General features: G+C 64.1%; 19 protein-coding genes and 1 tRNA gene. 7 read left to right on the top strand and 13 right to left on the bottom strand.

Going from position 1 to position 25017, the window contains the following annotated elements; genetic code table 11:
* Positions 1-54 precede the first annotated feature (54 nt).
* The 3 genes from ACNJX9_RS21180 to glmS all read right to left on the bottom strand — a co-directional run bounded on the left by ACNJX9_RS21180 (position 55) and on the right by glmS (position 3694).
* Positions 55-909 carry a DUF1932 domain-containing protein gene (locus ACNJX9_RS21180; RefSeq protein ID WP_439404039.1) on the bottom strand — a complete coding sequence of 285 codons (855 nt, stop codon included), beginning with the start codon at positions 907-909 and terminating at the stop codon, positions 55-57.
* 108 nt (positions 910-1017) lie between these two features.
* A complete protein-coding gene (locus ACNJX9_RS21175) occupies positions 1018-1788 on the bottom strand; it encodes a DUF502 domain-containing protein (protein WP_439404038.1) in 771 nt (256 codons plus the stop codon).
* Positions 1789-1867: 79 nt separating this feature from the next.
* A complete protein-coding gene (gene glmS / locus ACNJX9_RS21170; RefSeq protein ID WP_439404037.1) occupies positions 1868-3694 on the bottom strand; it encodes a glutamine--fructose-6-phosphate transaminase (isomerizing) in 1827 nt (608 codons plus the stop codon).
* 222 nt (positions 3695-3916) lie between these two features.
* Here glmS and ACNJX9_RS21165 point away from each other — a divergent pair, with 222 nt between their 5' ends.
* Entirely contained in the window at positions 3917-4138 is a 222-nt protein-coding gene (locus tag ACNJX9_RS21165) for a hypothetical protein (RefSeq protein WP_057755420.1), read from the top strand.
* Between the two features lie 6 nt (positions 4139-4144).
* On the opposite strand, the gene glmU is transcribed toward ACNJX9_RS21165, so the two are convergent.
* On the bottom strand, positions 4145-5500 hold the full coding sequence (gene glmU, locus ACNJX9_RS21160; protein ID WP_057756700.1) for a bifunctional UDP-N-acetylglucosamine diphosphorylase/glucosamine-1-phosphate N-acetyltransferase GlmU: 1356 nt from the start codon (positions 5498-5500) through the stop codon (positions 4145-4147).
* Between the two features lie 180 nt (positions 5501-5680).
* Here glmU and ACNJX9_RS21155 point away from each other — a divergent pair, with 180 nt between their 5' ends.
* On the top strand, positions 5681-7132 hold the full coding sequence (locus ACNJX9_RS21155; RefSeq protein WP_439404036.1) for a hypothetical protein: 1452 nt from the start codon (positions 5681-5683) through the stop codon (positions 7130-7132).
* Between the two features lie 393 nt (positions 7133-7525).
* Positions 7526-7906, top strand: coding sequence for a hypothetical protein (locus tag ACNJX9_RS21150; protein WP_027534560.1), 381 nt, complete (start codon positions 7526-7528; stop codon positions 7904-7906).
* Here ACNJX9_RS21150 and ACNJX9_RS21145 read toward each other — a convergent pair.
* Positions 7866-9425, bottom strand: coding sequence for a glycoside hydrolase family 17 protein (locus tag ACNJX9_RS21145; RefSeq protein WP_057755425.1), 1560 nt, complete (start codon positions 9423-9425; stop codon positions 7866-7868). The two genes, ACNJX9_RS21150 and ACNJX9_RS21145, sit on opposite strands and share 41 nt — an antisense overlap.
* Before the next feature lie 329 nt (positions 9426-9754).
* Here ACNJX9_RS21145 and ACNJX9_RS21140 point away from each other — a divergent pair, with 329 nt between their 5' ends.
* Positions 9755-10351, top strand: a complete 597-nt coding sequence (locus tag ACNJX9_RS21140; protein WP_057755430.1) for a hypothetical protein — start codon at positions 9755-9757, stop codon at positions 10349-10351.
* A 210-nt stretch (positions 10352-10561) separates the two neighbouring features.
* Positions 10562-13228 (top strand): glycosyltransferase, encoded by a 2667-nt coding sequence (locus tag ACNJX9_RS21135; RefSeq protein ID WP_439404035.1) that lies wholly within the window; start codon positions 10562-10564, stop codon positions 13226-13228.
* 126 nt (positions 13229-13354) lie between these two features.
* Here ACNJX9_RS21135 and ACNJX9_RS21130 read toward each other — a convergent pair whose 3' ends face one another.
* The 4 genes from ACNJX9_RS21130 to ACNJX9_RS21115 are packed head-to-tail and all read right to left on the bottom strand — an operon-like array spanning position 13355 to position 19034.
* Positions 13355-14353: an alcohol dehydrogenase catalytic domain-containing protein gene (locus ACNJX9_RS21130; protein ID WP_439404034.1), complete on the bottom strand. Its 999-nt coding sequence runs from the start codon at positions 14351-14353 to the stop codon at positions 13355-13357.
* Entirely contained in the window at positions 14354-16252 is a 1899-nt protein-coding gene (locus ACNJX9_RS21125; RefSeq protein ID WP_439404033.1) for an acyl-CoA synthetase, read from the bottom strand. It lies immediately after the preceding gene.
* Positions 16253-16295: 43 nt separating this feature from the next.
* Positions 16296-17405 (bottom strand): VOC family protein, encoded by a 1110-nt coding sequence (locus ACNJX9_RS21120; RefSeq protein ID WP_439404032.1) that lies wholly within the window; start codon positions 17403-17405, stop codon positions 16296-16298.
* Between the two features lie 15 nt (positions 17406-17420).
* Positions 17421-19034 (bottom strand): bifunctional 3-(3-hydroxy-phenyl)propionate/3-hydroxycinnamic acid hydroxylase, encoded by a 1614-nt coding sequence (locus ACNJX9_RS21115; protein WP_439404031.1) that lies wholly within the window; start codon positions 19032-19034, stop codon positions 17421-17423.
* Positions 19035-19203: 169 nt separating this feature from the next.
* Here ACNJX9_RS21115 and ACNJX9_RS21110 point away from each other — a divergent pair, with 169 nt between their 5' ends.
* Positions 19204-20157: a fumarylacetoacetate hydrolase family protein gene (locus ACNJX9_RS21110; RefSeq protein ID WP_439404030.1), complete on the top strand. Its 954-nt coding sequence runs from the start codon at positions 19204-19206 to the stop codon at positions 20155-20157.
* Positions 20158-20170: 13 nt separating this feature from the next.
* Here ACNJX9_RS21110 and ACNJX9_RS21105 read toward each other — a convergent pair whose 3' ends face one another.
* Entirely contained in the window at positions 20171-20866 is a 696-nt protein-coding gene (locus ACNJX9_RS21105) for a TetR/AcrR family transcriptional regulator (RefSeq protein ID WP_439404029.1), read from the bottom strand.
* A 55-nt stretch (positions 20867-20921) separates the two neighbouring features.
* A complete protein-coding gene (locus tag ACNJX9_RS21100; protein WP_439404028.1) occupies positions 20922-21131 on the bottom strand; it encodes a hypothetical protein in 210 nt (69 codons plus the stop codon).
* A gap of 294 nt (positions 21132-21425) precedes the next feature.
* Here ACNJX9_RS21100 and ACNJX9_RS21095 point away from each other — a divergent pair.
* Positions 21426-21501 (top strand) — tRNA-Lys (locus ACNJX9_RS21095).
* Positions 21502-21572: 71 nt separating this feature from the next.
* Here ACNJX9_RS21095 and ACNJX9_RS21090 read toward each other — a convergent pair.
* The gene (locus ACNJX9_RS21090) at positions 21573-23213 is read right to left on the bottom strand and encodes a hypothetical protein (RefSeq protein ID WP_439404027.1); all 1641 of its coding nucleotides are present in this window, start codon (positions 23211-23213) and stop codon (positions 21573-21575) included.
* Between the two features lie 12 nt (positions 23214-23225).
* Positions 23226-24980: a hypothetical protein gene (locus tag ACNJX9_RS21085; protein WP_439404026.1), complete on the bottom strand. Its 1755-nt coding sequence runs from the start codon at positions 24978-24980 to the stop codon at positions 23226-23228.
* Between the last annotated feature and the right edge of the window lie 37 nt (positions 24981-25017).

The following is a 25017-nucleotide window of genomic DNA, read 5'->3' as shown; positions in this document are numbered from 1 at the left end:
CTCCTATGCCATGTTCCCGGCAGGCCAAAGCTTTGGCCGCCGAACAAGTGAAGATCAGGCCTTCTTTGCAGCACCGGTCGCGAACGCCTTCAGGAGCGACGCATCGACTGCCTCGCCTTTGGCATCGGCGGCCAGATGCTCGAACCATCTGGCAAAGCCTTCGTAGATCTGGCTCGCCGGATGATCGGGCCCGAGGAACCCCGATATCTCTTGCATTTCCGCGACCCAGCGATAGGCCTTCGGGATCATGTCGGGCAGTGCGACCTCGAGCCGGGCCAGGATCGCGGGCTGGCTGAGCGCGAGCTCGTCGCGCAGTGCATCGGCGGCCCCCGCCTTGGTCGCCGCGATCACCATGGCCGAGCCGATGCCGGCGAGGCCCTTGACGATGCCAGCATAGGACATTTTTAGCGCTGAGGCAGCACCCACCGGACCTTCGACGATGCGGATGTCGAGCCCCAAATCCTTGAGCACGGCGAGATCCCTGGCGTGTTCGCCGGACATGTAGAAGGCCGGGCTCTTGCCGCCCGGCTGCGGCGGGAAGCCGATGATGCCGCCATCGACGAAGGGCGCCTGCGCCGAGCCGATGATCTCCTCGATCCGCTTCACCGTGTCGACATTGACGGCGTTGCAGTCGACCACGACCGGCTTCTTGTGGCGCTTCACAATCAATGCGGCCAGCCGCTCCGCCAGCGCCTCCGCCTCGCCCGGCGGCACGATCGAGAGAATGATATCGGCATCCGCGATCGCATCGTCCTCGGCGCCGATCATGCCGGCATCCGCCGCGCGTTTCAGCGTCGCCTCGCTGCGTCCCTTCAAAGACGTCAGCACGCGCGCGCCGTTCTCGCTGAGGCGACGGGCCACCGCGCTGCCCATGGCACCGGGGGCGAGGATCGCAATGGTCGTTGGCATCGGGGGCACTCCAGTTCGACGTCCGAGCGCTGCGCTCGGTCCGACCGGAACAATAGCAGAGGACAAGAACGCCAGCGTGACCGCAGGCCATCCCGCCGGGGAATAGCCCTACTCCGCCTTCGCAGGCTCAGGCTGGAGCGTGGAGGCATTGGCAATGCGCGCGGCATTGGCCATGCCCGCGAGCGCGGCGGCCTTCTTCGGGTCCGGTGCCGAGCCGGGCTGCACCACGCCGGCGGACATGATCAGCGTTGCGGCATCCTCGGCGGTGAGGTCGACCTCGATGATCTTGCTCTTGGGCACGTAGAAGAAGAATCCGGTGGTCGGGTTCGGCGAGCACGGCAGAAATACCGAGACATGTTCGTCCTGCCCCGGCAGGCTGCGCGAGATCTCTTCGTTCGGCGATTGCGAGATCAGCACGATCGACCACATGCCGGGCGAAGGAAACTCGACCAGGCCCACTTTGCGGAAGCTCGAACCCTTGCCCGAGAACAGCGTCTCGAACACCTGCTTCAGGCCGCGATAGATGGCACGAACCGCAGGGATCCGGCCGAGGAAAGTCTCGCCGACATCGACCAGCGTGCGGCCGATCAGGTTCGCCGCGAGGAAGCCGACCAGCGTCAGCGTGAAGAATGCGACAATCAGTCCCCAGCCGGGAACGCCGTAAGGAAGATAGGTTTCCGGCCGGTAGGCCTGCGGCACGAAGGGTCGCACCACGCCGTCGACCCAGGTGACGAACCACCAGACCAGATACAGCGTGATTGCAATCGGACCGGTGACGATCAGCCCGGTCAGGAAATAATTGCGAAAACGACCCATCAGGCCGGTATGCGGTTCCGGAATGGGATCAAGTGGCGCAGGCGCGTCGTCGCGGGTGGTCATTCGGGTTCCAGGTCGGTCGCTTCGTCCAAGCTAGGGGCTTCTAGCAGGTTTTGGAAGAGTGCGACGTGATCCCTTCTGCCTATTCCACGGTCACCGATTTCGCGAGGTTGCGCGGCTGATCGACGTCGGTGCCCATCACCACAGCCGTATGATAGGCCAGCAGCTGGACCGGAACGGCGTAGACCATCGGGGTGAAGGCCGCGGCCATGTCGGGCAAGACGATGGTGACGAGCGAATTCACCGTCGCTTCCGCCGCCCCCTTGGCGTCCGTCATCAGGATGATGTTGCCGCCGCGGGCGGCGACCTCCTGCATGTTGGAGACGGTCTTCTCGAACACGCGATCGTAGGGCGCGATCACGACAACAGGCATGGTCTCGTCGATCAGCGCGATCGGGCCGTGCTTGAGCTCACCGGCGGCATAGCCTTCGGCGTGGATGTAGGAGATTTCCTTCAGTTTCAGCGCGCCTTCGAGCGCCAGCGGGAAGCTGGTGCCCCGACCGAGATAGAGCACGTCCCGGGATTTTGCGATCCGGTGCGCGAGCTTCTCGATCTGAACCTCATTGGTGAGCGCATCCGACATCAGACGCGGGATCTCGACGAGACCGTGAACGAGCTTGGTTTCGTCCTCATCGGACAATACGCCGCGCGCTTTGCCCGCGGCAATGGCGAGGTTTGCCAGCACCATGAGCTGGCAGGTGAACGCCTTGGTCGAGGCGACGCCGATCTCGGGGCCGGCCAGCGTCTGCAGCACGGTCTCGCTCTCGCGCGCGATGGTCGAGGTCGGCACGTTGACAACGCCGATGGTGTGCGCGCCCTCTGCCTTGGCGTAGCGCAGCGCCGCCAACGTGTCGGCGGTCTCGCCGGATTGCGAGATGAAGATCGCTAGATCGCCTTTGCGCAGCGGCGCTTCGCGGTAGCGGAACTCGGAGGCGACATCGACCTCGACCGGCAGGCGCGCAAAGCGCTCGAACCAGTATTTGGCGACGATGCCGGCATAGCTCGCGGTGCCGCAGGCCGTGATGTTGATGCGCTGGATATCCTTGAAGTCGAACGGCAGCTTGACCGGCAGCGAGACGCGCTCGGTCGCCATGTCGACATAGCGCGCCAGCGTGTGGCCGACCACTTCCGGCTGCTCGTGGATCTCCTTCGCCATGAAATGGCGGTAGTTGGCCTTGTCGACCAGCGAGGTCGAGGCGGCGTGCTTGATCTTGTCGCGTTCGACGGCCTTGCCGTCCTTGTCGAAGATCGTGGCGCTCTTGCGGGTCAGCACCACCCAGTCGCCATCCTCGAGATAGCTGATCGTGTCGGTGAACGGGCCGAGCGCGATCGCATCCGAGCCAAGATACATCTCGCCGTCGCCATAGCCGATCGCGAGCGGCGGCCCGTTGCGGGCGCCGATCATGAGGTCGTCGTCGCCGGCGAAGATGAAGCCGAGCGCGAAGGCGCCGCGCAAGCGCGCCAGCGTCAGCTTGACTGCTTCCACCGGCTTGCTGCCGCGCGTCAGGAGATCGTCGACGAGGTGCAGCACGATCTCGGTGTCGGTCTCGGTGTGGAACACCGTGCCCTTCGTCTCGAGTTCCTCGCGCAGCTCGCGGAAATTCTCGATGATGCCGTTATGCACGACCGCGACGCGATCGGTCGCATGCGGATGGGCGTTGTTGACGGTCGGCTTGCCGTGGGTGGCCCAGCGGGTGTGACCGATGCCGGTGGTGCCCAGAAGCGGCTCAGCTTCCAGCCGCTTCTCCAGGTTCTTCAGCTTGCCCTCGGCGCGGCGGCGCGCGAGGTGCTTGCCTTCGAGCGTGGCGACGCCCGCGGAATCGTAGCCGCGATATTCGAGACGTTTGAGCGAATCCACCAATTGCTCCGCAACCGGCTCGCGCCCGAGAATGCCGACAATCCCGCACATGCGGATCAATATCCCCCAAATCGTCGAAAAATCGCCTAAACGACGCGTCCGATTTTTAGCCAAGTTCCTAAGGAACCAGATACTCAATAATTATGACCGATTGCGACAAGCGTCCGCTGACGGCAATCCCGGGTCCCGTATCGATGTGACCAGCTTTTAACCTCGCGCATTAACCCGACGTCAACAAGTTTGGCCAACGATTCCCGCCCAGGAGATCAGGCCATGAAAGCCACCACGTCCGACCGCAAAGGTCGGTCATCGCTGTATATTCGTGCCAGTGAGACCTCCGGCACGCACCTAGCGCATTGGCCGCCGCCCCAGCGCGGCAAGGAAAGCAAGCCTGTCTTCATCAAGCATCCTGAAGGCGAGCCGATCAAGCGCGCCAAGCCGCGCGGCTGGCGCCTGACGCGCGCGATCTTCTCCGAATTCGCAGACGACGAATAACGCATCTTATTTTTCAGCCTTCTTCCCGCCGCTCTTCATCTCGCGATAGCGCGCCGCGCCGCCTTCCCTGATGGTCTGCTGGCTGCGCTCGAGCGCCATCGCATCGTCAGGCACATCTTTGGTGATCACAGAACCCGAGCCGATATAGGCGCCGTTGCCGATCTTGACCGGGGCGACCAGCGAGGAATTGGTGCCGACGAAGGCGCCCTGTCCGATCACCGTCTTGTGCTTCTTGAAGCCATCATAGTTGCAGGTGATGGTGCCGGCGCCGATGTTGGAATTCGCGCCGACGGTGGCATCGCCAATGTAGGAGAGATGGTTGACCTTGACGCCGGCCTCGAGCGTCGCCGCCTTGGTCTCCACGAAATTGCCGATCCGCGCGCCGTCGCCGAGCGACGTGCCGGGCCTGAGCCGCGCATAGGGCCCGACCGAAACCTTCTTGCCGAGCGTGGTCTCGACGATATGCGAGAAGGAATGGATCACGGTGCCGTCGGCGATCGAGACGCCGGGGCCGATCACCACGAACGGCTCGATGGTGACGTCCTTGCCGAACACGGTGTCGGCGGCGAGAAAGACAGTTTCGGGGGCGATCAGGGTCACGCCCGCATCCATCGCTGCCTTGCGCAGCCGCGTCTGCATCACGCCCTCCGCTTCCGCAAGCTGGGCCTTGGTGTTGATGCCGCGCACTTCGTCCTCGCTGGTTTCGATCACGACGGACTCCCATCCATTGTCGTTGGCCACGCCGACCGCATCGGGTAGATAATACTCGCCCTTGGAATTCGCATTGCCTATTCTGTCGAGGATCGCGAGCGCGCGGCGGCCGTCGATCGCCATCACCCCGGCATTGCACAGATCGATCTTGCGCTCATCATTGCTGGCATCGGCATGCTCGCGGATCGCCACCAGGCGATTGCCCTCGACGATGAAGCGTCCGTAGCCTGTTGGATCCTTGGCGCGGAAGCCGAGCGCGGCGATCGCGGCCCCGCCGGCAAGCGGCGCGCGCAGCCGCGCAAAGGTCTCGGCCGAGATCAGTGGCGTATCACCGAAGGCGATCAGGACGTCATCCACGCCGCGCGCAATCGCCTTTCGCGCCGCCAGCACCGCATGCGCCGTGCCGAGCCGCTCGGCCTGCACGAAGATGAGCGCATCGGGGCGGATACGCTTGGCCTCGTCCGCGACCGCCTGATGATCGGGGCCGATCACGACCGCAAGCGCTGTGCCGGTTCCCTGCGGAGCGGCGCCAAGCACATGGGCGAGTAACGACTGGTGAGCGACGGAATGCAGCACTTTCGGCAGGTTCGATCGCATGCGCGTGCCCTCGCCGGCGGCGAGCACGATCGTGAGGCTTGAGCGGATGGTCATCGCAATCCTGTCAAATACGGCCGAATCGATCATCACATCGGCGGGCGGCACGCCGAAGCCGCCTGGGCTTTCAGCCTTGCTACCCCCGCAAACGCCCGGAATTCAAGTGCGCGTGGGTTTTCCTGTTAATGTTCCTTGATTGATTCGGGGAAGCCAGACAGGGCTGGGCACTTAACGTTCATGGCAAGGGATTCCGACCCACTGGCGGATGCCTTCGGCGACAAGGAGACCGGCGGGCTGTTCTCCGGACTTTTGGCCGAGGAAGGCGCGTTCGATCGTCGTTTGCTGTGGCGGCTGGGCTCGTGGGGCGTCGCCGCGGTCGGCGCCGTCGTGGTCGCCGTGATGGCCAACCAGGCCCAGCTCGGCTGGCGGCGCGACCAGGTCGCCTCCGCCGACCTCGCCCGCCAGTCCGACCAGATTCAGGTGCTGACCAAGCAAATCCAGCTCGAAGCCCGCCGCTTCGCCTCCGCGATCGAGACGCTGAACACCGATCGCGACCGGCTCTATTCGCGCGTCACGGTGCTCGAGCAGGGGCTCGATTCCGTCACAGGCGCCATCGCCAAGCAGAACGCGACATCGCAGCCAGCGCCAGCCTCGAAGCCGCAGGACGTTCCCGTCGCCCCTGCACAGCCCCCGGCCCCGGCGCCGGAGGTCGCACCGGTTGCCTCGACGGCCGCCTCGCTGGTCGACAGGCCGCGCGTCACGTCCGCCAAGGAGCCCAAGGACGTCGCGAGCAAGGACAGTTCGAGCAAGGACAGCTCGAAAGAGGCTGCGAAGGATCAGCCGAGCCCGTCGCCGCAGACAGCGGTTGCCGCCTCGCTGGTTCAGCAGGCGCCGGTAACGCCATCGGCAGCGCCGATGCTTCCGCTGCTGCCATCGAAGTCGATCATGGCACCGCCCGATCCTGCCGCGTCGAAACTGATCCAGCCGGAGCCAACCGAGAAGGCCGCCGACAAGAAGCCCGAGCCGGCGCCAGCTCCGACCGAAGTCGCAGCAGCCAAGCCAGCTGAAGCGACAGAAGTCGAGGTCCCCGCCATCGCAGTTCAGCAGACGCGCTTTGCCATCGAGCTCGGCGGTGCGAATTCGGTCGACGGCTTGCGCAGGCTCTGGCGCGGGCTGAGCAAGTCCAACCCCGAGCTCGCCGCACTCCGGCCCATCATCATGATCAAGGAAGGCACGAACGGCCTCGGCATGCAGCTCCGCCTCGGTGCAGGTCCCCTGATCAACGCCGCCGCCGCGGCAAAGCTCTGTGCGGGCCTTGCCGAAAGCGACCGCCATTGCGAGACCACGGTGTTCGACGGCCAGCGCCTGTCGATGCGCGGAGGCTCGGACAAATCCCAAGAAAAGTCCCAAGAGAAATCCCAAGACAAATCCCAAGAGAAATCCCAAGAGAAATCCCAGGACAAGGGATCGGAGAAGAACTCCGAGAAGGCGCAAGACTCCGTGCCGCAAGCCGAGACGGCCCCCGCGGCCGCGCCGACCGCCAAGCCCGACAAGCATCGCCGCAGCTACTCCTCCAAACGCTCAAAGCGCGAGGAGCCGGCGCCCGCGCCGCAACCAGCGCCGGCCGCAGCCAAGCCACCGGAGACGGCGTCGGCGGGATCGACGATATCATCCTTCTTCAGGCGATAGGGCTATCAGGACGCTTGATTGATGAGCCGGAGCTCAGCGTCGCGTGAGCGACGCGTTCGGCTAAAAGGCCGTCAGCTGGCTGATCTTGATCACCGCACAGATGATCATGCCCCACAGCGCAAAATTGATCTGCAACGCTTCAGTCATCGCCAATCCTCTCGCGTCCTCCTCAGCGCGCTCTGAAACGAGGTGATCCGCTCCTGATCGAATCAGCAGTCACGCTCGGCGCGTTCACGTCGAACGTTAGGCCGGGTCGAAACTTTCGCAAATCCGTATCGCTACGGTTCCGAGGCGCGGAGTGCAGCAAAAAGCCAGCGACCCGAGGGATGCCCCCGGTGTAAAAATCGCCCGCCCCCTGTTGCTCCCTCCCGCCATCCCGACCATATTGCCGGCATGACAAAGAAGCCGTTTCGCCTCACGCCCTATCAGGTCCAGTTTCTCATCGTCGTCGGGTTCGTCACCGTCGGCTGGGCGCTCTATGTGCGCTATCTCGCGATCGAGTTCTCGCAAGTCGCGCTCGCATGCGACGCCGGCCTGCAGACCATGATCTGCAAGGCGCGCTCGGTGTCGACGTCGCTGTTCAAGAACTCGGTGTTCGGCATCGTCGCGCTTGTGATCGCCACGCTGAACCTGATGCGGCCTTCGATCGTGCTGCTCACGCTCGGCGTCGTCGCAGCCGGCCTCGGCATCGTGCTCTACAACATCGTGCTGTCGGGCCTTGCAATCGGCCTGCTCATCCTTGGCTTTGCTCGGCCCGCGCCCGCCACAGCGTGAGCGCGAACAAGAGATAGATCGCGCAGGTCCACATCGCCTGCCAATTGTCGCGACCTTCGTTCAGAAGCACGTAGACCGCCGACACCGCCAATAGCCCCGCGAACACCGCTTCCGCGATCGGCCGCGCGCCGATCTGCGGCCGGTTCAACATCAAGAGCGCGAACGGCACCACCGCCATCGTCAGCGAGGCATAGGGGAAGTCGCGGTAGCGCGGATCGAACACGAAGCCGAGCGCGGTCTCGGCCGCGATTACCGCCGTCACCGCCAGGGTCAGGCCGAGCACGGCCGAAAGCTTCGACCATTTGCGTCCCTCGCGCGGCCCGAGCAGGTCGAGGAAGCTCGGCAGATTGCGACCGATCACAAGCGCTTGCGCGCAGAAGATCGGCGAGAGGATGCCGGCGAGCAGCAGCGCGCCCCATTGCAGCCAGCCACCCCAGCCATAGCTCTCGTAATACATCTTGTCAGCGGCGATCCCGAGCAGGATGCCCGCCGATGTCGCCGAGATGCCGACGGCGAGCCAGGCCGAGAAGCGCGGCGTCCAGGGCCGGCGCCGCAGCGTGATGAGGGCGACCGCGAACACCAGCACGCTGAGGCCCATGCCTGACCCCATGTACCATTTCCAGAGGGGGAAATTGCTGATCGGCTCGCCCGGCGGATATTTCAGCTGGCGCCGCACGGAATCGAGCAGACCCCAATAGCCGCCGACGGTGCCTTCCAGCCGCCGCTTCCATGGCTGGTCATAAGCCTCGATGAGATTGACGCGAAACTTCAGCGTCTTCGCAAGCGCCAGAATCTCCGAGACGACGCGCGCCTGGTTGGTGCGCGACGGCAGCGCGCCTTCGCGCATGCGGCCCTCGCTCGGCCAGCCGGTTTCACCGATCAGGATTTCCTTGTCAGGGAACGCCACCGCCATCCGCTCGCGGATCGCCTCGACATGAGACGAGGCGAATTTCGCCTTCACCGGCATGTCCTCCCAGTAAGGCAGGATGTGAATGGTGACGAAGTCGACGGCGTCATAGACCTCGCGGTTCTTCAGCCAGTATTCCCAGACGTCGGCATAGGTCACGGGCACGGTGACCTGGGCCTTCACCGAGCGGATGATCGCGATGAGATCCTGCGTCGTCATCTCGCCGCGCAGCAACACCTCGTTGCCGACGACGAGCGCGGAGATGGTGTCGGGGAATTCCTTGGTGAGGCGGACCGCGGTCGCCACCTGCGCAAAGTTCTTGGCACGGTTGCTGCCGAGCCAGATGCCCTGGATCACCTTCAGCCCGCCGACCTTGGTCGCAACCGCCGGCACCTGGTCGAGCCCGTTTTCAATGGAGTAGGTGCGGACGCAGTCGGTGATCTCCTTGAGCTGGCGCAGATCCTGCTCGATCTGGTCGGCCTCGATCTGAGTCCACGCGTTCAACGGCGTCTGCTCGCCGCGGAACGGCGCATAGGAGACGCATTGGACCTTGTCATTGGGATCGATGGGGGCGCGCGCGAGCGTGATCGGCGTGGCAAGCCACCACCACACGGCAGCAATCGCACCCAGTGAGACGAGCAGGAGCGCCAGTGGCGTACGAAGTGAAATTTGTTCCGTCCTCCGCGAAGGGCCCGTCGATTACCCGCTCGCACGCCGTCTGCCAAGGGGGGACCGGGGCCGCACGCGCCCTCTCCCCGACGAATTAGGCTGCGGCGGTTCGACCATTCCCTAGGATCGTGACTTTGCTGGACAAAAATCCAAATACAGGCCAATGGATTTCGCGGGACTTTTCCGCCGCATTGGAGACCCATTTGGACGCCATCACGACCGGCGTCCGCGAGGTCCTCCCGCGGGCGGACGGCTGAGACATTGGGGAATTCATGCGGCGACGGGTGTTCGAGTTACGAAATGCGGTCCTGCGGCAGTTCGCCGCCTCGTTGGCCGTTTCCTCCCTTGTCCTTCTGGCCGGCCTCGACGGTGCCTCCGCCCAGAGCGGGACGCCCGCCCCCGACCAGGGCAAGGCCGCTGCCCAGCCTGCCGACGCCGCCAAGGACGCCACCGCCCAGAACCAGCGCCGCACCGACGAATTCGCCGAGGCCGCCCAGGCCATCAACGGGCCGGCCGGCAATCCCGAATGCGTCTGGCTCGGCCGGCGTGTGGTGCGGCTGATGTGGCGGGATGACCTCGATACCGCGTTCCGCCATCTCGACCTTTACGATCGCTTCGGCTGCCCCGGCGGCCACATCCAGGCTGCGTTCCGCTGCCTGACCCGCTTCGGCGCCCAGATCGATCCCAAGGTCGCCGAGACCCTGGACAGCCGCGTCCATGCCTGCTGGATCAATCCAGCCGCCCAGCCGCAGCAGGCGGCGGCTGCAGCCTCCCAGCCTCCGGTGCCCACGACCGGCAATTCGCAGCCACCCCAGCCGCCCGCCAGCCCGGCACCTGCGGCAAGCCCCTCGCCCGCGCCCCAGAAATAGCCGCGATCGTTTCACCTGTCGTTCAGGAACGATCGGCGATAGCTGGGGTTGGCACTGCCGCTCCCAAAAGGCCATGCCCTCATAAGGACATGAGGCCATGACAGTTGAGAAACCGCGCGGCAGAGGTATGCTCCCTTTGCCGCGGACTCGGTCGGATCTCGGGGTCGGATCCGCAGCCCTGCCATTTCAGCCCCTATTGGTTTAGCCGCGATGCGCGTTGTCGCCGCCGTTCTGTTGCTCGTGTCCGTCCTTCACGCCGGCATCTGGGGAGTCCTGCGCGACCGGGAACCCGCGCCTGATTTCAAGGGCCTGTTGCCGAGCGTCTCCTACGCGCCGTTCGAGGGCTCGGCCCATCCTGATATCGACAACATTCCGACCATCGAGAAAATCCGCTCAGACCTGAAGACGCTGTCGACGATGACGCGCGCAATCCGCCTCTATTCGTCGACGGGCGGTGTGGAGCTGGTGCCGCCGATCGCCGCCGAGTTCGGCCTCAAGGTCACGGTCGGCGCGTGGATCGACAAGGACCCTGACCGTAACGAGCGCGAGATCAAGGCCGCGATCGAGCTCGCGCGCAAGAACAGCAACGTCAACGGCGTCGTCGTCGGCAACGAGGTGATCTACCGCGGTGAGCAGAAGGTCGAAGACCTCATCGAGATGATCAAGAAGGTGAAGAGCGCGGTTCGCGTGCCCGTCACCACCGGCGAGATCTGGAACATCTGGCGCGACAATCCCGACCTTGCCTCCAACGTCGATTTCATCGCCGCGCACGTGCTGCCCTATTGGGAGAACTTCCGTTCGGACCAGGCGGTCGATCAGGCCGTCGACCGCTACAACCTTTTACGCAATTTGTTCCCGGGCAAACGCATCGTGATCGCCGAGTTCGGCTGGCCGAGCGCGGGCTACAATTTGCGCAACGCCGACCCGGGTCCGTTCCAGCAGGCGCTGACGCTGCGCAACTTCGTCAGCCGTGCCGAAGCCATGGGCATGGAATACAACATCGTCGAAGCGATCGATCAGCCCTGGAAATATTTTGAAGGCGGCGTCGGTCCGTACTGGGGCATCCTCAACGCCAGCCGCGAGCCGAAATTCGCCTGGACCGGCCCGGTCGAAAACCCTGATTATTGGAAGCTGATGACGATCGCGCTGCTGGTCGGCATCCTGATGTCGTTGCCGATCCTGCGGCTGGAGCAGCCGACCGCAAAACAGGCTTTCCTGCTGTCGGCCACGGCCAACGGCGTCGGCGCCTGGGCGGCGACCGTGTTCGCATTCTGGAACGGCCATTATTTCATCTTCGGCTCGGCCTTCGCGCTGACGCTCGGCATGATTCTCCTCGTTCCTCTCGTCCTCATCGCGATGGCCCGCATCGACGAGATCGCGGCCGTCGCCTTCGGACGGCCGCCGCAGCGGCTGCTCACCAAGGGCAAGGCGATCGAGAACGTGCCGGAGAATTACTATCCGAAGGTCTCGATCCATATCCCTGCGTATTACGAGCCGGTCGAGATGCTCAAGCAGACGCTAGATGCGCTGTCGCGGCTCGACTATCCGAACTACGAATGCGTCGTGATCATCAACAACACGCCGGACCCGGCGTTCTGGCAGCCGATCCAGGATCATTGCCGCGCGCTCGGTGAGCGCTTCAAGTTCATCAACGCCGAGAAGGTGCAGGGCTTCAAGGCCGGCGCGCTGCGCATCGCCATGGACCGCACCGCCGTTGACGCCGAGATCATCGGCATCCTCGATGCCGACTATGTCGTCGAGCCCGACTGGCTCAAGGACCTCGTGCCCGCCTTCGCCGATCCGCGCGTGGGCCTGGTGCAGGCGCCGCAGGAGCATCGCGACGGCGACCTCTCGATCATGCACTACATCATGAACGGCGAATATGCCGGCTTCTTCGACATCGGCATGGTCCAGCGCAACGAGCTCAACGCCGTCATCGTGCACGGCACGATGTGCCTGATTCGCCGCGCCGCGATGGACATGGCCGGCGGCTGGTCATCCGACACGATCTGCGAGGACTCCGATCTCGGCTTGGCGATCCAGGAGCTCGGCTGGACCACCCACTACACCAATTATCGCTACGGCAAGGGGCTGCTGCCCGACACCTACGAGGCCTTCAAGAAGCAGCGTCACCGCTGGGCCTATGGCGGCCTGCAGATCGTGAAGAAGCACTGGCGGCAGTTCCTGCCCGGACGGAGCCGGCTGACGCCCGACCAGAAGCGCGAATACGGCCTTGGCTGGCTCAACTGGCTGGGAGCCGAAAGCCTCGGCGTGGTCGTGGCGCTGCTCAACCTCGTCTGGGTGCCGATCGTCGCCTTCGCCGACATCGCCATTCCCGACAAGATCCTGACGCTGCCGATCATCGGCGCCTTCATCGTCTCGCTCGCGCACTTCCTGTCGATGTATCGCGCCCGCGTCGCGATCAAGCCCGGCCAGATGCTGGGCGCCATGATCGCCGCGATGAGCGTGCAATGGACGGTGTCGCGCGCAGTCGCGCAGGGCCTGATCACCGAACACATTGCGTTCGCGCGCACCTCCAAGGGTGGCCTCTCCAGGATGTCGATCGAGTTCCAGGCGTTCTGGGAGGCCGTGATCGGCGTCCTGCTTCTGGTCGGCGCCGGCGTGCTGATCGCCTCCAATTCTTTCCGGCAGATCACCGAGATCTATATCTTCGCCGGAGTCCTGGTGCTGCAGAGCCTGCCGTTCCTGGCCGCGGTTGCCATCGCGATCCTCGAGCTCAGCCGCATCAACTCGTTCCAGTTCTGGCGCGACAGCGCGATCCGCACCGCCGAGCTGATCGGCCTCCGCCCCGTCGCCCTGCCGGGGCCCGGCAACGCGCAGGCCGTGCCGAGCGAGGTACGGCGAGAGGCGAACTGACGGGGTGGATCGGCGCCCGTGGCCCGACGCTTAAGAGACATGCCAGGGGGCGTCACGAGTCCGACAGGATCAGCACCCGTCCTCGCCTGCCGGCCTTAACGTGATCGAACCCTTGTGCAGCGTCCGTCAGGGGCACTCGCGGGCCAATCGGGAGAAAGATGCGCCGCTGCTCGACCAGTTTTCCCAGCTCGGCCAACGCAGCCGCTTCGGGCTTGAAGATTGTCCAGTGGTAGTTTTGCACGCGCTTCGGCAAGGCGCGCGGTGGCTCCGCTTGTCGGACATCGTCTTGAGCGCGCCGCGTACCCAGCCGAGTTCATCGAAATTGCCGAGGAGCGGATGCACCGTTGTGGCATGGCCGAACGCACCGTCGTGAAGGCAGCCGAGCAGCAGCCGATCGAGTTCCCAAGACGCGAAATTAAGCGTCGCATCGAAAGTTCGCGGTAGTGATGCGAACGGCTTGCCCGTGCTGTCGATCACGACACGGGCGCCCGCTTCCCGGCAGGCCGGGAAATCCTGCGGCCGTGCGATGGCCGCAACCGTGGCTCCCCAGGTGGACAACATCTGCAGCGCCAGCGTCCCAAGGCCGCCGGCGGCCCCGAGGACGAGCACGCTTTTTCCGCGAGCGTTCTGCGGCGTCAGTCCGGAACCACGGACGGCAAGCCACATGGTGACGAAGCTGTAGGGAAGCGCTGCGAGCGCCTGAAGGTCACCCTCCGGCGGAGCCGGCAGGAGATGCGCAGCCTTGACCAGCACATGGCTCGCATGGGTGCCATCAGTCGACGGTGGCTTCGTGCCGTACACGCGATCGCCAAGCCTGAAGGCGCTGACCCCGCTCCCAACGGCCGTGACGACGCCCGCTAAATCGTTACCGAGCACCATGGGAAACTTGCCGGCACCGAGCAGCGATAGCAGCCGCCGGCCGTATCCCTGCGCGCGTCGCACGTCGATGGGATTGACCGACGCAGCCGTCACCGCGACCTCGACCTCATCAGATCTCGGCTTTCGGCGGAGAACTCGCTGGATTTGCAGGCGGCCCTGCGCCGATGGCCCCAGACACAGCAAGACTGCGCGGGAACTCGCTGGCGCCGGCTCGCAGCTTGGGATGATTTGAGTTGTTGCGACCATTTACCAATCGACCACTTCGAACTTGAAGGCATAAAGCTCCAGCCTTGCACGAAGGGCCGCGGCCCCCACACCGGCGCGGACGCGCATCACCCTTCCCACTCGGGGGCTACTTTCAAGAGCCATCCCGATGATGGTTGACCCGACGTTCTGTGCCTCGCCGCGAACAGCAGCCTCGATCTCACGTTGCTGAAGGGCCGGCTTGAAGACCTTGCCGATCCCGGTCACCGGCAGCGACGGCACGATCTTCACGTGCTTGGGGATCGCCGCCCGCTCGGGAACGTGAGCCGCCGCAAAATCCATCAGTTCGTTGTCCTCGACGACAACGCCCGGCTTGAGCTGTACATAGGCGACTGGGACCTCGCCCGCATACGGGTCGGGGCTGCCGACAGCGGCAGCCATCGCGACCGCGGGGTGTTTGGACAGCGCATCCTCGATCAGCTTCGGATCGATGTTGTGCCCTCCTCGGATGATCAGCTCCTTGCGCCGGCCAGCAAGCCAGAAATATCCCCGGTCATCCTGACGTCCGAGGTCGCCGGTGTTGAGCCAGCGCCTTCCCTCGATATCGATCCAAAGGTCCTTGTTCTGCTGCGGATCGAGATAGCCCACAAACACGTTGGGACCGCTGATGGCGATCGTTCCGATCTCGTCGACGTCCGCCATTCGGACAAAGCTTCCGACATCGTCGAGGATGACGACGCGCATCTGCTGGTATGGCAGGCGAAGGCCTATCGATCCGGCGAGGCGCTTGCCCTCGGGTGGGTTGAGGCAGGAGATGCAAGTCCCCTCTGTCAGCCCATAGCCCTCAACGATCTTGAGACCGGTCTTGGCCTCGAACGACTCGATCAGCTTGGCCGGCATCGGCGCGGCGCCGCAGATCGCATATTCGAGGCTGGACACGTCGTTGTCGCCGACCGGCACCTCGAGCAGGGCGGCGTAGACGGTCGGCACGCCGGAAAACGTCGCGATACGGTGATGGGCGGCAATCTCCCAGAAGCGCGCGATCAGGTTCTTGCTGCGGTAGCCCTCGGGCGTTGCAAGGAGCACATGCTGACCCTGCATCCATGGCAACAGACCGGTCACGAGCTGGGCGTTGACGTGAAACAGCGGCAGGCCGCAAAAATATGTCCGCGGCTCTTCGAACGCGCCGAACACTTGCGCCGCGGCCCAGGCATCGAAGACTTCATTGCCGTGCGTGCGCACCGCAATCTTCGGCGCGCCCGTCGTGCCACCGGTGCAGAAATAGGACGAGACCGAATGGTCCGTGATCGTCCGCGGCACGACCAGGTGATCGGCAGGTTGCGCCAGCATCGCCGCGCGGAAATCCACGACCTTGAAGTCGGCATTCGGCAAGACCGGGGCGGCGGCGGCCGTCGACGCACCGACGCCTCCTTCGCGATAGGTCATCGCGTCGACCAGCGCGACCACTCGCAGCTCGGACAGCGTCGAAAGACGAGGCGAAAGCTTGCTCCATAGCTCGGCGCCCGCCGCCGGCGCGAGTGTCACCAGCACCCGCACCTTGGCGGCGCGAAGGATCTCGACGACCAGGTCCGGCGCAAGCAGAGGATTGACCGCAAGCACCACGCCCGCGGCCTCGCCGCCCCAGATCGTGAAGTGCGTTTCCGGCAGGTTCGGCAGCACATACGCGACCGGGTGGTCAGCGTCGACGCCAAAAGCCTGAAACGCGTTCGCGGCCCGGGTGATTTCCGCCAGCAGCTCTGCATAGCTCCATGTCGAGGCGCGCTGATAGTCGTCTGCGGACAGAAAGAAGGTCAGCGCCTTGCGGTCGGGCCACCGCTGAGCGCCGGCCCTGAAGACCTCATAGGTCGTCTGTGGCAAGCGCCGCGTCGCGAGGTGCTCGACCTCTATTCTCTGAATGTCAGCAAGATCTCGCACCGGCATGGGACACCTTCGTTGCAGTCGTGAGGAGGGAGCCGATGGCGGCTCAGCGTTGCCACTGACGGCCCGGGCGCGCCATGCTGTTCTTCAGTGCCAACAGCAGCTTCACCCGCGCCTTGTCCTTGATGGACAACTTCAGGACCCGCCAGAGCCGCGCCGGCGTCATGCGGGCATCGATGAAGTCATCGGGCAGATCCGGTCCCCATTGATAGAGACCGCCGCGGTCCATCAGGTGGTATCCCGGCGGCTGCGCGGCGTCGAACAGATCCCCGTCGGCATAATGCTCGTGCTTCTGCCCCCAGGGATCGCGCCAATAGTCGAAAATCTGGCTCCCCAACAGGTGGCGGCCCACGCCCCAGGCGTGCCGGTAGGGCTTTGCCATCAGCACTTGCTGGCCCATTTCTACGGCGTCCAGATCGACGACCTCAAATGCGACGTGATCGACCTTGGATTCCATTCCCATGGCAATGAAGACCGTATGATGGTCGGTCGGCTCGCTTCCTCGGTCGAGGCGGGTGAACGATCCCACCGGCGTGCCGTCGGCAAGGCACATCACATCCGACGGAATGAAACCGAATGTGTCCATGTACCAACGTACGCTGCGGTTGAAATCCGGGGTCTCCAGGACGAGGTGCCCGAGCTTGGTCACCTGTGGCGGCTCCAACTTCGGTCGCTGCGTGTCATTGACGCGAACGGTCAGGCTCGGCGCGTTGTGCAGGATCTGGGCACGGACCACCAGCGGCTCGCTCTCCACAAAGCCGTGGTGAACGTGGACCGCGACGCCGTCGGGATCGCGCAGGTGGACGACCGCGCCGCTGCCCGGCCCTGGCGCCCGTTCGACGCGGCTGCCGAATCTGCGGGCCAACAGCTCGAGGTCCTCGGCGTTCGGCACCGACAGGCCCATGCCAAGGAAGCGCGCATTGCGTCCGCGCGTGACGCGGTAGATGTAGGGCGCCGTCCCCGTTCCCCGCATGAACAGCTCGTTCTCGCTCCTCATCGCTTGAACCAGGCCGAAGTCGACGAGGTATCGCTCGGTCATATCGAGATCGGGGCGCTCGAAATGTGCGTAGAGAAGCTGCTTGGCCTTGACGAGAGGCGACGCACTGCGTGGCAACGCGATGGCGCCGGGACCGCTCTTGAGCACACCGTTAGACATATTTGCCTCCTTGGCTCAGGCCGCGATTGGCGCGGCGACATCGAGCGACTGCTCGAACGCGGTGAGAACCTGCAGATCGCTTGCCCTCATATTGAGCCGGCTCGCGATGAAGCGATCAGGCCGAACGAGAACAGCGCGCACTGCATGGCGCTTGAGCCACGTGTCGAACGCGGCGTCATTGCATTGCAATTCGAGCGTCTGCGGCCACTCTCTGCGACCATTGATGCAGACTGAGCGGACGCCCAGCACACGAAGAATGCTACGATCCCGCGCCGAGAGCATCGTGATCGGGTCAACGCCGACGCCGAGCACCATCCATTGATGACAAGCCTGGAAGGTATCGAGCGGGAACGAGCCTTCCAGCGTCGCGACGGTGGGTTGCAGCATCATCTGCCCGACCAAGCCATCGCTCCCGGTTGCGGTCAGCAGGCTGCGGCCGATCGCCGGCGGCGGCACTACGCCACCGCGGCCGATGAAGGCGCGGAACGCACGCGACATATTCAGGCAGGCCAATACTGCGTCGCGGAAGGCGGCTGCTACACGGTTGGTCGGCATGATGATGGCGCCGAGCCTGCGCGACACCTCCACCATCTTGCGCACAACTGGCGCGCGTTCCAGCTGATAGCTGTCGAGGATCGCCTCCTTTGCGAATCCCTTGAGAACGGAAGAGAGCTTCCACGCGAGATTGACGGCATCTTTCATGCCCCCGTTCATGCCTTGTCCGGCGAAGGGCGGCATCAGATGGGCTGCGTCACCGGCGAGAAAACCGCGGCCGTTGCGCCAACGGTCGGCAACGCGCGCGTGAAAGGTATACACGGCCTTGCGCTCGATCTCGACCTCGCGATATCGCGTGCTCTCCACGATCAGCTTGGTGATCAGGTCATCGTTCTTCAGCTCTTCCTCGGTCTCGCCCGGTAGCTGCATGAATTCCCACCGGACACGCTCGCCAACGGCCGGCAGTTCGACGCGCGGGCGGCTTGGATCGCAGTAGAAGCTGATCTGGTTGACCTGATGTCCCCTGACGACGGCATCAACGACCAACCACCGCTGCGCGTAGGTCGAGCCGACCAGCTTGGCCCCGAGCAGATCGCGCATCCGGCTCGTCCCGCCATCGCAGCCGACCACGAACTTCGCGCGCAAGCTGGCCGGTCCACTGCGTGTCGTGATCGACAGCACGGCTTCCTCATCCCCCTGCAACAGGCTGGTGACTTGATGGCCGAACAGCACCCTCACCGTCTCGAACCGTTCCAGCCCCCTGAGCAGGACCCGCTCGAAATCTGGCTGGTAGAACGTGCCGAGCGACGACTGGCCGTAAGGTCCTTGGGCCGGCATGTCCGCCTGCAGCAAGATGCGACCTCGGGAATTGAGATGGCGGACATGAGGGTTCTTGATAAGCCCCGGCTCAATGTCTCCGAGCAGCCCGATCAGCGCGAACAGCCGAAGCGTCTCCGCGTCATAGGCGATGGCTCGCGGCAATCCGAGCAGGCCTCGATTGGCCTCGAGGACAGCAACCTGTATCCCGGCAGCCCCGAGCAGATTGGCGACCATCAGCCCGACCGGCCCTGCGCCGACGATCGCAACTTCGACATCCCGCAGCGGCACCCGCGCCGCCATGCTTTCCACAACCATGAGCTCCCTCGCCACCGCGTCGACAGGATCGACAATTATTTTTAGACATGATAGTCAAAACGACTAAATCGTCAATATGAGACTGTCGTCACCGGACGAGGTCCGACAACCGTCTGTACCCACACCGGAATTCGGAAGCTCTGCGACAGCCCGTGAGACGGAGGAAGCCATGGCAACCAATCTGGTACGTTTCGAAACAGGTGCTGGTCCCCGCTGGGGCGTGGTGACGGGGACGCAGATCGCGCCACTGTCGGGCGACTATCCGAACACTGCCGCTCTGATCGAGCGAGGCGAAGCGGACTGGCGCGAAGCCTCTGGCCGGACCACGCGGATCGCCCTTGCGTCGGTTGAGATTCTGTCGCCGGTGACCACACCGGCCCGGCTCTATTGCCAGGGTGCGAACTACCGTCAGCACATGATCGAGTCCGGCATGGATCCCGATTCCAAACCGTTCAACATGTTCTTCACCAAGGCCGACTCCTCGGTTTGCTCCGCCGGCGATGCGGTGCTCCGGCCGGCGCACGTCAAGCTCTTGGACTACGAGATCGAGCTCGCGCTGGTCTTCCGCCGCCCGATCACGTCTGCCATCACGGTCACGCGCGAGACGCTTGCCGACTATGTGTTCGCGATCACCATCGCCAACGACCTCAGCGCACGTGACGTGCAGTTGCCGCAAACGCAATTTTTCAAAGGCAAGAGCTACCGTGGGTTCTGCCCGATCGGACCGTGGTTGACCGTTCTGGAAAGAGAGGAGTTTCCCGTGATCGACCAGCTCGCCCTCGAGCTGGACGTCAATGGGGCTCCACGGCAGCGCGACACCACCGCCAACCTGGTGTTCAAACCGGCCGAGACCATTTCCGAGCTCTCCACCTTCGCCAATATCGCTCCCGGCGATGTGTTGTTGACCGGCACACCGAGCGGCTGCGCGCTTCGTATCCCGCCTCCGCCGATTCGCAAGCTGGTTCAGTTGCTGCCCGACCGGAAGTTCTGGAAGCTATTTCTCGCCGCCCAGGCGCGAAGGCCGCAGTACCTCAAGCCGGGGGATCGGATCAGCGCACGCATTCTCAGCCGCGACGGCAGGATCAATCTCGGAGAGCAGCTCACCGAAATCGTCGGGCCTTGAGCATCCCGCAATTCTAGGCCGTTGACGCACGGCTAACCCGGCCCTTCGCCCTCCCCTTGAGCTTCTCCGTGCCTTGCGACAGCTTCGGCAGGTGCGCCAGCGCGAATTCGATCTGACGTGCGTCGGCATCGATCGCACGCAGAATTGCCGCAATCGCGCCTTCGCGGTGACGCGAAGTCAAGCGGCCTTCGGCGATTGCACCGAGCACCTGGAGCAGGATGCCGACCACGACTTCCAGACCGAGTTCGGAGCTGATGGAGCTGGTCCCAGGCAGGCGTTTCACATGCTGCTTGATGTCTTCGAGCAGGCGCCGACGGGCGACCTCGCCGACATTCGTCGCGGCTATGGCCATTCGAGCCGTCACGGCAGCCCAGCGGGCATCGGCAAGTGCCCGATCGAGGAAGCAGCTACAGCCGTAGGCGATGCGCAGCGTCGGCTCGTCGATGGAAAGCCGGACTGGCTGCAGCAGGTCGTCTATGGCGGAGACCAACTCGTCGGCGACCGCTGCGGTCAACTCGCTCAGGTCCTTGAAGTGAACGTAGAACGTTCCCTTTGCAACGTCCGCTTCCCGCACGACATCGTCAACCGTGATCGACTCCACAGCCTGCCGGGCGAAGAGCGCGTTCGCGGCAGCAATGAGCTGCGCCCGAGTTCTTGCTCGTTTCTCGCGGCCGATTTCGGCACGACGGATTGGGTCAATATTGGCCATCTGGCAGCAGCTTTCCGACTTTGATTTGTTCAATAAGTCAAAATGACCAAACCGTCTAGGTATGCCATTTTCCCGGTCCTGCCGCGCCGCGCGGGACGAGGTGATCCGGTAAGCGCGCCAGCAACGTCGCCAAGCCGGGGCCAAGCATCGAGAAGATGGAATGCCGCAACTGATCGTTCGAGATCAAGGCTGGTGAAGGCAGGGCCGCGTCCAGGGTCAACGCCGGCGGACAGTTCGAGCAGCAGCAGGCCATGTTCAATGACATTGCCGCTCCACCGGAGCAGGCCTGGTGCGACGCAGCGGAAATGACACCCGCCAAACAGGTTCAAAACCCCGGCCTAAGCGCTGGAAGCGGCAACAAAAACCCCGCTTCTGCCGCGAGTTTCGGCAGCCACTCCCGCTATTGACCTCAGCGCCTCATCCCCCTACACAGCGCGGGCCGAAGGCATGATCCGGAAACAGCCGGTTTTCCCCGCGACGCAAACTGAAGCGCAGCGGCAAGACATGCTTCTCGAATGTCCGAAGAGGATGGCGATCTCGCAGCCATCAGCGGCCATGGGAGCGCGTAGCTCAGCCGGTAGAGCACGTGACTTTTAATCACGGGGTCCTGGGTTCGAGCCCCAGCGCGCTCACCAAGCTGAAATCGCTATTGATAATTTGACTCCGAGCGTCACAGCGGGGCTCGATTGTGGCAGGCCTCGCCCCCTCACCGCTGCGCTTCAAAGCTGCCGCGCACCTTCGCGCAGGCGAGCCCGACCGTGTAGATGTGGATCCCCTCGATCACGCAATGGTCGGGATGGAGCGACAGGAGCCCGATCGCATTCTCGTCGTCGAGTGCCGTGGCCGAGCGGACGACGATACAGGGATAGTCCGCCGCGAGCTTCGCGTAGCTCTCGGGACGGAAGTTGTTCTTGAGGACGTGCGTATAGGTGTTGTGGTCCAGCAGCGGCACTGTGAAGGCGCTGGCGTAGGCCGCCGAAAACCTCTCTCGCATCGCCTGGTCGCCCCAGAGCTGCAAGGTCATGTCCCAGCCGTGGTTCATGTCGTTCTCCGGCGCGCGCACGAACATGCCGGAAACATTGGCGCAGGCGGGTCCGGCCGCGAGGACGGCCTTCGAGAGCCTCGCCCCGACCGCGTTCAGGGCCGACCATTGCCGCGCAAGAGAGCTGACCTCGATCAGCGTCATCACGATTGTGACGGCGCACAGGCAGCCCGCCAGCAGGCTCGGCACGATCGACCGCAGCGTCGGCACCAGCCGCCTGAGTTGCACCAGGATCAGCACCAGCACACCCCCGGCCTGGACCCACGGGACCAGCATGTAGTGAAGCGCAAAATGCTTCGACGTCGCCACAAGGTGCGCAGCATAGATCAATGCGGCGGCGCCGAGCGTCAGGCTGAGCGGATCGCGCCAGCTCCGGGTCCTGACGCACCAGGCCAGCGCCGTGCCCGCGGCCGCCATGTAGACCCCGAACACAAACGGCGCGGCTTTGATGATCTCGGCCATGTTCGACCAGAACGATGCGAAGTCGATGAACCCGCGCTCGCCCTCGCCATACTGTCCCTTATGCGTGGCGATCTGCGCCAGCCATCCGAAGCCGCGCGTGATCGTTCCCGGATTGAAGATCAGATTGAAGCCGATAAAGCCGACGGCACCGGAAATGGCGGCGGCAACGAACGCGCGCCGGTTTCCGAGCAGGCACACGGCGAAAAGGGCCTGCGGGAGATAAAGATATTTGGTCGAGAATCCCAACGCGAAGATCACCCCCGCGACGACACCGAGGCCGGTTGCCGGCGGCTTCTCGTTGAGCGCAGTCTTGATCACGATCGCGATCCCGAACAGCGCGATCGCCGCCAACAGGCTTTCCGGAGCGAGCATCGTCTGGAGGTGAAACGCTTCGGGATGCACGAACGCGCCGGCCTGAAACAGCATCGCAGCGATCGCGCTCTGCGTCGTCCGTCCGACAATGAGCCCGCCTGCGAGCAGCGCGCCGGCAAGCACCAGCGCCTCGCTGGTTCGCGCTGCCCATGTGATCGCATCGTAATGCTTGAGCCCGAACGCGACGATGTCCCCGGCCCGCGACATCAGGCCCCACACCCTGATGATCATCTCGACCAGCAGGGTCGTCGTCGTTCCCGGATGGTCGAACTTCATCGAGCCGTATCCGGCGGCCGCCACGAGGCCGTTCATCGTGTAGGCCGATTCCGGATCGACCGGAAGACCCCACACGGCCTGCCACGACGAATAGAGCAGCGTCGCCGCCGGGTAAAGCGACGGCAAGATAAGGATGAGTAGAGTTCTGGTCGACTGGCGAATGCGCACATCCGGGAAAGAGGAAGTGTCAGACATCTGTACCGTGCTTCAAGTTTGGCCTGAGCGAACGAAGCACCGGACACCGGCAGCGGCGCCGACAGGCTTTTCGACAAAGCCCGCGTCACGCATCCAGCGTTCCCGATCTGTCGTGACCGTGGCCGGATACAGGATCAGCAGAATCGGCCGGTCTGGGTGTGCGGCCAACGGGGCCGGCGACGCACGGAAAAAATCATCCGGAGTGATCCTCAGACATTTCTCGGAGCCGCGGTTGAAATGAAAGGCGCAGGCCCAGCGCCATTCGGAGAAGATCATCAGGCGCGGACCAAGCTGCTGCATGAAAGACAGCATCGGCTCGACCGGCCCGGGTTCTTCCGCCGCCAGCATTCGCAGCTCGATCGCGTTTTGCCGCTGGCGCATCCGTTCGGCGGTGAAGGTCATGCTGGCGCCAATGACCAGGGCCAACGCGACCGCGACAAGACTTGCAGCCAGACCGTGTCGACTTGCGTAACCGCGCTTTGCCGCCGGGGACTGTGGTTCTGATGCAAGACAAGACAGGGGGCGCTCCCGCGCGCTCGCGAAGCGCCGCAGCAGCACGCCCGCGCCGGCGCTGGACGTCAGCGCGTACAGCGGCAGCGCCAGCGCGAGATTGCGCCGGTCATAGCTGAAATACACCGCCCATAAAGTGCTGAACGGAATATTGACGGCGAGCAGGATCCAGCGATAGCGCGCATTGAACAACACTGCGACATTGAGGGCAATGAAGCCCGCCAATCCAATCCCGATCACCGCGAACTTGCTAAAGCCGAGCAACGCGTAAACAAAGGCAATGGCGTCGATGGCGCGCGTCAGCTGGCTGCGGTTCTCATAGATGCCCTCGAACAGGTAGCCGAGTTCCGAGCTGTTGCTGCCATTGCGGATGGTCACGAAGGCATAGACGTAGATCGGGGCGCACAGCGCAATGGCCAGCGCCGTCCGCCAGGTCAGGGCGCGACCTTCCATGAACACGGGCGCCAGTCGCCGCTTTTCCTCATAGGTCCAGCACAGGCAAAGCAGCGGCACGGCGCCGATCATGTAGAGGCCGACCTGCTTGGTCATGGCCGCGCCGCTGGCCAGCAGCAAGGCCAGCGCAATCGCGCGCGGCCGCTCGTACGACGAAGCGAACAGCAGAATAGTGACCGTGCTGAGCAGAGCAAAGAACGCGACCGGGACATCGATGAAATCCTGCACGGATGTGCCGCCGATGCCCCACCGCATCAGGACAAACGCGATCGGAATGCTCAGCAGCAGAACGAAATCGCGCGAGCGGACCGCGACGAAAGCCAGCGTCTCGAACGTCAGCAGCCAGAACACGAACTTGAACGAGGAAGAGAAGAACTCGACGGTCGAGTCGCCCATCAAGACATAAGGAACCGACCACAGCTGTGGGATAAGCTGGGGGTAGTGGTAAATCCGGTTCGGCAGCCGGTTGGCCGCCCAGTCCAGCGCCCACAAATTCCACTGTGCGACCGGATCGTAGCCGACCAGGATCGATCCGAACGAGGCCGTCAACAGGCTTAGCGTGTAGAGGAAAACCAGAACGGCGGCCAGACAGCTCACAAGCGGCAACGGCTGCAGGCGGCCGCCGGGCGGCTTCACGGCATTGCAAAGCCCGCGCCAGGACGCGCGTGCCCCCGCGGCAACCCTATCGAAGGCGAGCCTGCTGTCCTGGATCAGGGTTGCCAATGCCGCGGCCACCACGGCGCCGGCAACCACGCGGGCGACGGCCGTCGTGTAGACGCCGAACCAGACCGCGGTTTCGACCATGACGCCGCTCGCGATCACGCTCAGGGCGAACGGGCCG

The sequence above is a fragment of the Bradyrhizobium sp. BLXBL-03 genome, assembly GCF_051853015.1.
Classification (GTDB): domain Bacteria; phylum Pseudomonadota; class Alphaproteobacteria; order Rhizobiales; family Xanthobacteraceae; genus Bradyrhizobium; species Bradyrhizobium manausense.
The sequence above is the reverse complement of the archived record's forward strand: the minus strand, read 5'-3'. Positions and strand labels throughout refer to the sequence as shown.